This window comes from Stenotrophomonas maltophilia group sp. Smal32 (genome assembly GCF_030237085.1).
GTDB lineage: Bacteria > Pseudomonadota > Gammaproteobacteria > Xanthomonadales > Xanthomonadaceae > Stenotrophomonas > Stenotrophomonas maltophilia_Q.
In genome coordinates this window covers 1-10,622 of the sequence record NZ_JASJSI010000137.1, presented here as the reverse complement: position 1 = coordinate 10,622, position 10,622 = coordinate 1, and the positions used below count along the sequence as shown (strand labels likewise).

Annotated in this window: 10 protein-coding genes; 7 read left to right on the top strand and 3 right to left on the bottom strand. The window is 69.0% G+C overall.

Annotation, left to right across the window (positions count from 1 at the left end; all coding sequences use genetic code 11):
• Positions 1-307 precede the first annotated feature (307 nt).
• The 7 genes from QRO91_RS20425 to QRO91_RS20395 all read left to right on the top strand — a co-directional run bounded on the left by QRO91_RS20425 (position 308) and on the right by QRO91_RS20395 (position 7,712).
• Entirely contained in the window at positions 308-838 is a 531-nt protein-coding gene (locus QRO91_RS20425) for a gamma carbonic anhydrase family protein (protein ID WP_049428950.1), read from the top strand.
• 124 nt (positions 839-962) lie between these two features.
• Positions 963-1,652: an RDD family protein gene (locus QRO91_RS20420; protein WP_049428951.1), complete on the top strand. Its 690-nt coding sequence runs from the start codon at positions 963-965 to the stop codon at positions 1,650-1,652.
• Positions 1,649-2,641 (top strand): stage II sporulation protein M, encoded by a 993-nt coding sequence (locus tag QRO91_RS20415; protein ID WP_049428944.1) that lies wholly within the window; start codon positions 1,649-1,651, stop codon positions 2,639-2,641. The genes QRO91_RS20420 and QRO91_RS20415 overlap by 4 nt, the downstream gene beginning before the upstream one ends.
• Positions 2,631-4,253 carry a DUF4129 domain-containing protein gene (locus QRO91_RS20410; protein WP_049428952.1) on the top strand — a complete coding sequence of 541 codons (1,623 nt, stop codon included), beginning with the start codon at positions 2,631-2,633 and terminating at the stop codon, positions 4,251-4,253. The genes QRO91_RS20415 and QRO91_RS20410 overlap by 11 nt, the downstream gene beginning before the upstream one ends.
• Positions 4,250-5,434 carry a DUF4350 domain-containing protein gene (locus QRO91_RS20405; protein ID WP_049428945.1) on the top strand — a complete coding sequence of 395 codons (1,185 nt, stop codon included), beginning with the start codon at positions 4,250-4,252 and terminating at the stop codon, positions 5,432-5,434. The genes QRO91_RS20410 and QRO91_RS20405 overlap by 4 nt, the downstream gene beginning before the upstream one ends.
• Entirely contained in the window at positions 5,431-6,417 is a 987-nt protein-coding gene (locus tag QRO91_RS20400) for a MoxR family ATPase (RefSeq protein ID WP_049428946.1), read from the top strand. Before QRO91_RS20405 ends, QRO91_RS20400 begins: the two co-directional genes overlap by 4 nt.
• Positions 6,414-7,712 carry a DUF58 domain-containing protein gene (locus QRO91_RS20395; protein WP_049428947.1) on the top strand — a complete coding sequence of 433 codons (1,299 nt, stop codon included), beginning with the start codon at positions 6,414-6,416 and terminating at the stop codon, positions 7,710-7,712. Before QRO91_RS20400 ends, QRO91_RS20395 begins: the two co-directional genes overlap by 4 nt.
• 123 nt (positions 7,713-7,835) lie before the next feature.
• On the opposite strand, the gene QRO91_RS22520 is transcribed toward QRO91_RS20395, so the two are convergent.
• From QRO91_RS22520 to QRO91_RS20380, 3 genes are all read right to left on the bottom strand, one after another.
• Positions 7,836-8,159 (bottom strand): hypothetical protein, encoded by a 324-nt coding sequence (locus QRO91_RS22520; RefSeq protein ID WP_308306918.1) that lies wholly within the window; start codon positions 8,157-8,159, stop codon positions 7,836-7,838.
• 296 nt (positions 8,160-8,455) lie between these two features.
• Entirely contained in the window at positions 8,456-9,634 is a 1,179-nt protein-coding gene (locus QRO91_RS20385) for a glutathionylspermidine synthase family protein (RefSeq protein WP_049428949.1), read from the bottom strand.
• 7 nt (positions 9,635-9,641) lie between these two features.
• Entirely contained in the window at positions 9,642-10,214 is a 573-nt protein-coding gene (locus tag QRO91_RS20380; protein ID WP_005420172.1) for a DUF1190 domain-containing protein, read from the bottom strand.
• Positions 10,215-10,622 lie beyond the last annotated feature (408 nt).

Sequence of the window (10,622 nt, the reverse complement as noted above, 5' to 3'; positions counted from 1 at the left end):
GGGGGCCACCCCCGGGCCTATAGGGGCGCGCGATTAACTGCCCGTCCCGTTTGTCCGGGCACATGCGGTTGTTGGGCGACCCCCCGGACAAAAGCTTGGGCCCAACCGGCCCCCGAACGGTGGCGGACGCCGGAAGGAACGGGGCGCGTAGGGGTGGGGTTTTCGCATGGGGAAAATGCTAGCACCCGGCGGCGCCCGGACGCCCCCCCCCCAGGCGGGGGGGGGAGGGCCCCCCAGCGGGGCCGCGGCTCTACAACGCACCACGCAGGTATCATCGTCGCGAACGCCCTGATTTCCGGAGATGCCGATGAACCCGCTGCGCCCCTTTCGCGACAAGATGCCCGTCCTCGGCGAGCGTGTGTACATCGACCCGGCCTGCACCGTCATCGGTGATGTGGAACTGGGCGACGACGTGTCGGTGTGGCCGGGCACGGTCATCCGCGGCGATGTCAATTACGTGCGCATCGGTGCGCGCACCAACGTGCAGGACGGCACCATCATCCATGTCAGCCACCACAGCCCGTACAACAAGGCCGGCTACCCGACCCTGATCGGCGAGGGCGTGACCGTCGGCCACGGCTGCATCATCCATGCCTGCACCATCGGCGATTACAGCCTGATCGGCATGGGCGCCTGCATCCTCGACGGTGCCCGCGTGGAGCGCCATGGCTTCGTCGGTGCCGGCGCGGTGATCGGCCCCGGCAAGGTGGTGGGCGAAGGCGAGCTGTGGGTCGGCAACCCGGCCCGGCCGGCGCGCACGCTGAGCGACAAGGAAATCGAGTCGCTGCACTATTCGGCCGACCACTACGTGCGGCTGAAGGACGAATACCGGGGCTGAGCAGCCAACGCCGCCACGCGGCTCTGCTAAAGTCTGGGCCCGACCAGGACCTGTCGAGACCCCCCATGCCTGTGGTTGCCAGCCGGAGAGGACTCCGGTGCCCGCAACGAAGGCCATCGCGCTGATGGCCGCACCGATGCTCGATACCTACCGTGAGGTGGTGACGCCGGAGGGTGTGCTGCTTCAGTTGCCAGTAGCCGGACCGCTGCCGCGGGCCATGGCCTGGCTGGTCGATCTTGGTGTGCGCATCGCGGCACTGGTGCTGATGGCGATTCCGCTGGCGGTGCTGGACGAATTCGGCTCCGGCCTCAACCTGGTGCTGATGTTCCTGGTCTACTGGGTCTACCCGATCGTGTGCGAGGCGCTGTGGGGCCGCACCCTGGGCAAGCGCGCGCTGGGCCTGCGCGTGCTGTCCCGCGATGGCGCGCCCGTGGGCTGGATGGCGGCGATCACCCGCAACCTGCTGCGTACGGTGGACATGCTGCCGTTCGGCTATGCACTGGGCCTGGTCAGCAGCCTGTTCGATCCGCACGGCCGCCGCCTCGGCGACCTGGTGGCCGGCACCGTGGTGGTGCACGCGCCTGTCCTGTACCTGCCGCCGCCACCTACCATCGACAGCGTGCTGGCCCCGCCGCAGCCGCTGCGGCCGGAGGAACAGGCCGCGCTGATGGCCTTCGCCGAGCGCGCCCCGCGTCTGTCCGCGCCCCGCCAGCAGGAGTTGGCCGGCATTGCCGAACCCCTGACCGGCAGCCTGGGCCAGATCGGTGTGCTGCGCCTGTATGCGATGGCCAACTGGCTGCTGGGGCGGCGATGAAACAGGAACAGTTCGTCGCCCGTTACCAGCAGGAATGGCAGGACCTGGAACAGTGGCTGCTGCTGCGTGCCGGCGCCTCGCGCCGTGCGCGCCGCAAGGCCAGCGGCCTGGCACTGGACGATGCCACCGTCCCGCAACGCTATCGGCGCCTGTGCCAGCAGCTGGCGCTGGCCCGCGAGCGCGGTTACAGCCCGCAGCTGGTCCAGCGCCTGCAGCAGCTGATGCAGCAGGGCCACAGCATGCTGTACCGCACACGGCCGACGCGCTGGCGCGCCGCGCTGGAATTCCTGGTGGCCGACTTCCCGCTGCTCGTGCGCAGCCAGGCACGCAGCATGTGGGTAGCGCTGGCGATGTTCGCGCTGCCGGCAATCGCCTGCTTCGTGCTTGCACAGGTCTACCCGGACCTGATCCACACGCTGATGGACAACCGCCAGATCGCCGCGATGGAGCGCATGTACGACCCTGCCGCCGAACGACTGGGCCGCGACAGCGGCACCGACTGGATGATGTTCGGCCACTACATCCTCAACAACATCAGCATTGCCCTGCGCACGTTCGCCAGCGGCCTGCTGGCGGGGCTGGGCACGCTGCTGGTGCTGCTGTTCAACGGCGTCACCATCGGGGCGGTGGCCGGCCACCTGCAGCACATCGGGCACGGTGGACCGTTCTGGCGCTTCGTGGTCGGCCACGGCGCCTTCGAGCTGACCGCGATCGTGATCGCCGGCGGTGCCGGCCTGCAGCTGGGCATGAAACTGCTGGCACCGGGCCGGCGCAGCCGCCTGGATGCGCTGGTCGACGGTGGACGCATCGGTGCCCGGCTGTGCCTGGGCGTGGCGTTCATGCTGCTGGTCGCGGCCTTCATCGAAGCGTTCTGGTCGTCGATCGCCGAAGTCCCCGCATGGATCAAGTTCAGCGTCGCCGGAGTGCTCTGGGCCGGCGTGCTGCTGTGGCTGTGGCGTGGCGGGCGTGGAAGCGGCCATGCGCATTGACCGCCTTGACGTGGTGCTGCGTGCACGCAGCGGCTGGGAGGCGATGGAGCTGGGCAGTGCCCTCGCCCGCCGCCATGCGCGCGCCGTGTGGGGCAGCTGGCTGCTGGCCAGTGCTCCGTTGTTCGTGATCTTCAACGCGCTGGGATGGTGGCTGGATGCCTTCGGCTGGGCCTGGCTGGCGATGTGGTGGTGCAAGCCACTGTTCGAGCGTGCGCCGCTGTATGTGCTGTCACGCGGCATCTTCGGCGAACCGGTCAGCACGCTTTCGGCGCTGCGTGCGCAGCGCCACTGGGGCAACTCCGGTTTCTGGGGCTACCTGGGCTGGCGTCGTTTCAGCGTGCTGCGCAGCCTGTGTCTGCCGGTGAACCTGCTGGAAGGCAACGCACCGGGCCAGCGCGGTCCACGCCGCCGTGCGGTGGCGGCCGGCGCCGCAGGTGCGGCGACAGTGCTGACCGTGACCTGCATGGCGTTCGAAGCGGTGCTGGTGTCCGGTGCCATCGGTGCAGTGTTCATGTTCATGCCACTGGACCTGATGTCCGAATCCTGGCGTGCGGCGTGGGACATGATCGGCAAGGACACGCCGGCCTGGGCACGTTTCGGTTTCAATCTGGCCTGCTGGCTGGCCTCGGCGCTGATCGGCCCGTTCTTCGTCGGTGCGGGCTTTGGCCTGTACTTGAACCGGCGTACGCAGATGGAAGCCTGGGACGTCGAAATCGCCCTGCGCCGCCTGCGCGATCGCCTGCTGCCGGCAGCGTCGACGCTGGCCCTGCTGCTGTGCCTGGCACTGCCGCTGGTCTCCGCACCGGTGCACGCCCAGGACGCAGATGCCGAGCCCGGACGCGCCATGGGCAAGCCCAACGACAGCGGCATCGCCTCCGAAGAGGACGACGAAGAACCGACCATCGACCCGGCCAACACGCCAGCCACCATCTTCGGTGGCACGCCGGTGGACACTGCTGGTTTCCGCCAGGCGGTGAATCGCGCCTACGAGGATCCGCTGCAGCGCCCGACCCGCCAGGTCACCCGCTGGAAGCCGATCGAACAGGCCAAGGAAAAAAAGAAGGACGACAAGCAGCTGCAGAGTGACAGCAGCCCCCGGGGCGAACGCAAGGCGCGCAAGGAGGGCATCGCCTGGCTGGCACGGTTGGCCGAGTGGGGCCTGTGGGGCCTGCTGGGCATCCTGCTGCTGGTGCTGCTGCTGACGGCCCGGATGTGGTTGCCCTGGCTGCGCGGCAGCGGCCGGCGCAAGGCCGATGCACCACCGCAGGTGATGGAGGAACAGGTGGAACTGCCCCTGGTGCTGCCGCCGGACGTGGCCACCCAGGCCGGCCTGCTCTGGGACCAGGGGCGCCCACGCCAGGCGCTGGCCCTGCTCTACCGTGCCAGCGTGCGCACCGTGGGCGAGCGCAGCGGCATCGCGCTTCCGCCGGGCGCCACCGAAGCACAATGCCTGCGCGCATCGCGACGCATGCCTGACGCCATCGACCGTGACCTGTTCGCGCGCATCGTTCGCATGTGGCAGTACGCGGCTTACGGTGGCCGCCTGCCCAGCCGCAGCGATTTCGACGCACTGGCCGCAACGCTGCGCCAGCAGTACCGGTGGCAGGCATGAGCCCGCGCCTGTTCTGGTCGTTGCTGCTGGGCGTGCTGGTGCTGTTCGGCGTGCCGCTGACCATCCTCTACCTGCGCACGCATGAGCGCGTGACCGAGACCATCCGGCTGCCACCGCAGGGCGAGGCGGCCTACAACCCGCTGTACGTGCTCGGCCAGGCCCTGCGTGCCGACGGCATCGACGTGCATTCACTGCCCCGGCTGGACCTGCAGCAGATGACGCTGGGGCCGCACGATACGGTGGTGCTGCTGCAGGACAGCAGCGAACTGCCGCCGCCCGTCGCCAATGCCCTGCTGGATTGGGTCGAGGATGGTGGACACCTGCTGGTACGCACGCCGCCACCGGCCGAGGACGACGCCAGCAGCTCGCAGGGTCCGTTGCTGGACCGGCTGGGCGTGGACAGCCTGTTCCAGCGCAGCGACTGCCAGCCTTTCCATGTCGATGATGATCCGGGCCACGTTGAATTCTGCGGTGGCCGCCGCTTTACCCTGGGCTTTGCGGCCAGCGCGCAGGCCGAACGCCGTTGGGGCGGTGATCGCGATCTCGTGTACGCACGCCTGCGCCATGGCCAGGGCAAGGTGAGCGTGCTGGCCGACATGGACTTCATGCGCAGCGAGGTGGATTCACCGGCAGCGCGCCTGGCCTCGGCCGGCGGCAACGCCAGCGATGGCCTGCACGATGCTTCGCACCGCGACCTGACCCGCTATCTGCTCGACCCGAACTACGGCAAGGGTACGGTCTGGCTGATCTACGCCAGCCGCCCGCCATCGTTGTGGGCACGCATCTTCTACCAGGGCTGGCCACTGTGGGCGCCACTGCTGCTGGCCCTGCTGGGTTGGCTGTGGAGCCGCTCGCAGCGCTTCGGCAGCCTGCAACCGTCGCCGGTGCTGGAACGCCGCTCGCTGCTGGAGCACGTGCGCGCCAGTGGCGAACTGCTGCTGCGTTTCGGCCACGGTATGCGCCTGTACGACGCCGTGCTCGCCCTGTTCCTGCATCGCCTGCGCCTGCGCGCGCCGGTTGCCGCCGCGCTCGATGGCGCACCGCGTGAGCAGGCCATCGCCGCACTGCTGAAGTGGCCACAAAGCCGCGTCGCCAGCGCGCTCACACCGCCTCCGCCGCACGATTCCTCCGCCCTGCGCGAGCGCATCCGCTTGCTGCTCCAGATGAGATCCCTGCTATGACCGAAGTCCCCGAGCTGCCGGCGGCCGCCGATGCCCGCCTGATCGAACGCGTCGATGCCATCCGCGAGGCCGTCGGCCGCGCTTTCATCGGCCAGGCCGACGTGCTGGACCAGATTCTGGTGGCCCTGCTGGCAGGTGGCCACGTGCTGATCGAGGGCGTGCCCGGGCTGGGCAAGACCCTGCTGGTGCGCGCGCTGGCGCAGGCGATGGAGCTGGACTATGGGCGCGTGCAGTTCACCCCCGACCTGATGCCCAGCGACGTCAGCGGGCACGCCGTGTACGACCCGAAGAGCGAGAGCTTCAAGATCCGCCGCGGCCCGGTGTTCACCAACCTGCTGCTGGCCGATGAGATCAACCGCGCGCCGGCCAAGACCCAGTCGGCGCTGCTGGAAGTGATGCAGGAAGGCCAGGTGACCATTGAAGGCAAGGCCTTCACCCTGGCGCCACCGTTCATGGCGCTGGCCACGCAGAACCCGCTGGAACAGGAAGGCACCTACCCGCTGCCGGAAGCGCAGCTGGACCGCTTCCTGCTGAAAGTGCTGATCGACTACCCGCAGCTGGAGGACGAGAAGCGCATGGTGACCGCGATCACCAGCGGCCGCTCCGCCAGCGATTTCGACCTGAGCCAGGTACCGCGCGTGCTCGGTGCCGGTGAACTGGTGGAGCTGCAGCGCGCCACCGCGGCGATCAACGTGGATGACGAAGTGATCGACTACGCGGTGCGGATCGTGGCCGCTACCCGGCAGTGGCCGGGCATCGCAGTCGGTGCCGGCCCGCGTGGCAGCATCGCGCTGGTACGTGCATCGCGCGCACAGGCGGTGCTGGCCGGCCGTGACTTCGTCACCCCCGACGACGTGCGCGACATCGCGCGCCCTGCGCTGCGCCATCGCATCGCGCTGGTCCCGGAGCTGCAGATCGAAGGCCAGGATGCCGACGACGTGCTGGGTGCGCTGCTGGCCAAGGTGGAAGCACCGCGCCGATGAGGCCTGCCCCGCTGCTGCTGGCGCTGTTGCTGGCCTGGGCCGTCCTGGGCGGCCTGGTGCTGGGCGGCCTGCTGCCACGCTGGAGTTGGGCGCTGGCTGCGGTGGCGATTGCCGTGCCGGCGTTGATGGATCTGTGGCGGCAGTCACGGCGTCCATCGCCGCAGGTGCAGCGCGAACTGCCCGAAGCGCTGGCCCTGGGTGTGCGCCGCGAGGCCGCGCTGCGCCTGCAGGCGGACGCAGCGATGACGGTGCAGGTGTTCGACCTGGTCCCCGGCGGCTGGCCGCTGGAATCGCTACCGCAGCGCGTGCGCCTGCAGCCCGGCAGCGCCTCCACCCTGCACTACCACCTGCAGCCGCTGCAGCGTGGGCGCTTCCGCTTCGACGGTGTGCATCTGCGCATGCGCTCGCCATGGCGGCTGTGGTGGCAGCAACGCACCCTGCCACCGGCGCTGGACGTACGGGTCTATCCGAACTTCGTGCCGCTCACCCGCTTCGCGCTGTTCAGCGCCGACCAGGCATCGCGCCTGGTGGGTGCGCACGTGAAGCGTCGCCGTGGTGAAGGCACCGACTTCCACCAGATGCGCGAATACCGCGTGGGCGACAGCCTGCGCCAGCTCGACTGGAAGGCCACCGCACGGGCGCGCAAGCTGGTCTCGCGCGAGTACCAGGACGAGAAGAACCAGCAGCTGCTGCTGATGCTCGACAGTGGGCGGCGCATGCTGGCCAGCGAAGGCGGTCTCTCGCATTTCGACCACGCCTTGAACGCCTCGCTGGTGGTGGCGTACCTGGCATTGCGCCAGGGCGATGCCGCCGGCCTGTTCGCTGCCGGTGGCGAGCGCCGCTGGGTGGCGCCGCAGCGTGGCATGGGCACGGTCGAGCACCTGCTGCGTGCCAGCTACGACCTGCAGCCGCGCGCGGTGGCCACCGATTACCTGGCCGCCGCCACCGAGGTGTCGCTGCGCCAGCGCCGGCGCGCACTGGTGATGCTGGTCAGCAACGTGCGCGACGAAGACATCGAGGATCTGCTGGCGGCGGTGCGCCTGCTGCAGAAACGCCATCTGGTGTGCGTGGCCAGCCTGCGCGAGCGCGAGCTGGACGGCGCACTGGAGGGCGACGTGCAGACGCTGGAGGATGCCACCCAGGCCGGTGCCGCCGCACTGTACCTGCAGCAGCGCGCGAAGGCGCACGACGCGCTGCGCAGCGAGAAGGTGATGGTGCTGGACGTGACCGCCGACGCCCTGCCCGGCGCGCTGGTGGAGCGCTACCTGGCAGTGAAGCGCGAAGGGCTGCTGTAGTCCTGCGCTTGACCCAAGCCGAGCATGGGCTCGGCTCTACAGGAATCGGGCTGTCTGTAGAGCCGAGCCCACGCTCGGCTGCCACATCAACCCACGCATGGTGTTGCCGGCCAGTGGCCGGCACTACCCCTGCAGCAATCGCCGCTGCAACCGCTCCACCGCACGCTGCAGCAGCACCCGGTTGCGGGCCAGCTTCATCCACTGCGGCAGGCGCGAGAACATCGAACGATGATGGCCGCTGCCTTCGCGCAGTCTGGCCGCGGCGTAGTCGTGCAATGCCTGCAGATGCTCGGCGTTATACGCCCACAGCAGGCCAGCCGAGGTTTTTTCCACCAACCTCAAAGGCAGGCCGAAGTCCGGGTCGATGGCTTCGTTGCCACGCCAGCGCGACCGGGTGACCTCGACATCGCTGCTGCGCCCACATTGGCTGCAGTCCGCGGACAGCACCCGCAGCGCAGATGTCTCTCGAGCGCGGCGAACTTCAGCGCTTACCCATTTGTGGCCGCAGTAGCCGCAAGGACGGTAGCCGCAGTAGCGCACCGGTCCTACCCAGTCTCCGGAGCCACAGCGGCTGCAACCGCAGCCGCCGTTCAATGCCTGGCTGCAACCCAGGCACCGGAAGCGGCGTGAATCAGGCGTACCTACCACCCAACCCGGCGTGTCACATCGATTGCAACGCACCGCCACCCGGTCTGCATAGCGCAGCAGTGAGTGACCGTCGTCCCGGTGGCGCCCTGCCACCATCAGACGTAGATCCGCGTCGGCGCCTCGTCGACGATCGCGTGCGGCACGAAACGCGCGCTGTCGCGGGTGATCGCGCTGTCGTCCTCGCGGATGCCGATGCCGCAGGCGTGGTCGCCGATCACCCAGCTGCCGATCAGCGGGTAGCCGCCTTCGAAGCGGGTCAGCGGATGCGCGCGCTGGATGATCGCGGGGCCATCGTAGGGGCCGTCGCTGCGCTGGGTGCTGCCATCGGCGAGGTGCATCTCGATGTTGGCGCCCTCGCGTGAGAACAGCGGCTTGCGCACCCAGCCCGAGGCCAGCGTGCTGCCGTCATCGAAGTGCGCTTCCAGCAGGTTCGGATGGCCCACGTTGCGCTGCCACAGCAGCGGCAGGATGCCCTTGTTGCTCAGCACCGCCTTCCACGCCGGTTCCAGCAGCTGCATGCCCGAACCGGGAAGCGCGCGACCGAATTCCTCGGCCATCAGGTCTTCCAGCGGGTACAGCTTGAACAGCGTGCCGATCACCGAATCGTCCAGCGCGGTGAAGCGGCCGTCCTCGGACAGACCGATGTCCTCGACGGCGATGGCCTGGCCATGCAGGCCGGCCTGCGAAGCGCAGTCGCGCAGGTAATCGACGGTGCCACGGTCTTCTTCGGAACTGCCCACCGCGCTGAAGTACAGCGGCGGCGGCAACTGCTTGGCCAGTTCGCCGAAGCGCTCGACGAGCGCTTCGTGGATCGCGTTGAACTGGTCGGCATGCTGCGGCAGGCGGCCGGCATTGCGCTGGTCCTCCAGCCACTGCCACTGGAAGAAGCTGGCCTCGAACAGCGAGGTCGGCGTGTCGTAGTTCAGTTCGTACAGCTTGGCCGGACCGGTACCATCGTAGGCCAGGTCCAGGCGGCCATAGAGGTGTGGCTGACGCTGGCGCCAGCTGTCGGCGATCCAGTCGCGGTAATGCGACGGAATCGCCAGCTGGTCCATCAACCGTTCGCTGCCGATGACATCACCGACCAGGTCCAGCGCCATCTGGTGCAGCTCGGCACTGGGGTCTTCGATGTCCTGTTCGATCTGGCGCAGGGTGAACGCGTAGTACGCGCTTTCATCCCAGTACGGCTGACCATCGATGGTATGGAAACGGAAACCCGCTTCCTCCGCACGAGCCCGCCACTGGGCACGCTCGGCAATCCGGATGCGCTGCATGGACCGGTCAGCCGCCGTAGCTGCCGCTGGTGCTGCGGCGCGCGCTGGTGTTGCCGAAGCCACCACGGCTGGCAGTGACCGCACGGTTCGGCTCGCTGGTGACCGGGGCCAGGCCGGCCTTGCCCGCGCCGATGCCGCTGGCGGTGTTCAGGCCACCGGTGCCACCCGGTGCCGGGCGCGCCCAACCCGCATTCTTGTCCTGGTAGGCCGGCGCCGACGCCGGCGCCTGCGGGGCCAGGCCGCCGCGGTTGCTCAGCATCTGCGACATGAAGAAGCCCATCATCATCGGGCCGATGAACGAGGTACCCGCCGACGTGTGCTGCTGCACGCACTGTTCCGGCTTGTAGTCCTTCTCGCAGGCTTCCTTGCTGGCGTACTTCGGCGCCGCATCGGCGGCCTGCTTCTGCGCTTCGGCGAAGGCATTGCGGCACGACGACGGATCGCCGGTAGCCTCGGTGCAGGCCTCGACCGAGGTGTACAGGCCTTCCTGCACCTTCACCTCCGGCTCCTTCTGGCAGGCGGTGAACAGCAGCGGCGCGGCGCTCATCAGCAGCAACGCGGTGGTGCGGGAACGTTTCATGGCCTCATGCCCTGTCGACGGATCAATGCCCCAATGATGCCAAATCCGGGCCAGCAACCGGAATCGGCAAAGTCCGAAAGATGAACGGACTTTCATTTTCGTCGTTCCCCATCTTCCACGCATGGCATGGATCCATCGTGTCGACCAAGGTCGACACCTACCAGGAGCAGAGCGCCGGCCCCGACAGATCGCAGGAAACTGTCGAAGGCGGGGTGGGGGGGGGGGGGGGGGGGGGGGGGGGGGGGGGGGGGGGGGGGGGGGGGGGGGGGCGCCCCCCCCCCCCCCCCCCCCCCCCCCCCCCCCCCCCGCCCCCCCCCCCACAAACCAGACCCCGAACCCCCACCCCCCGGCCTGGGGTGGAGTTTCTCTTGTCGTGCGGGGGGGGGGGGGGGGGGGGGGGGGGGGGGG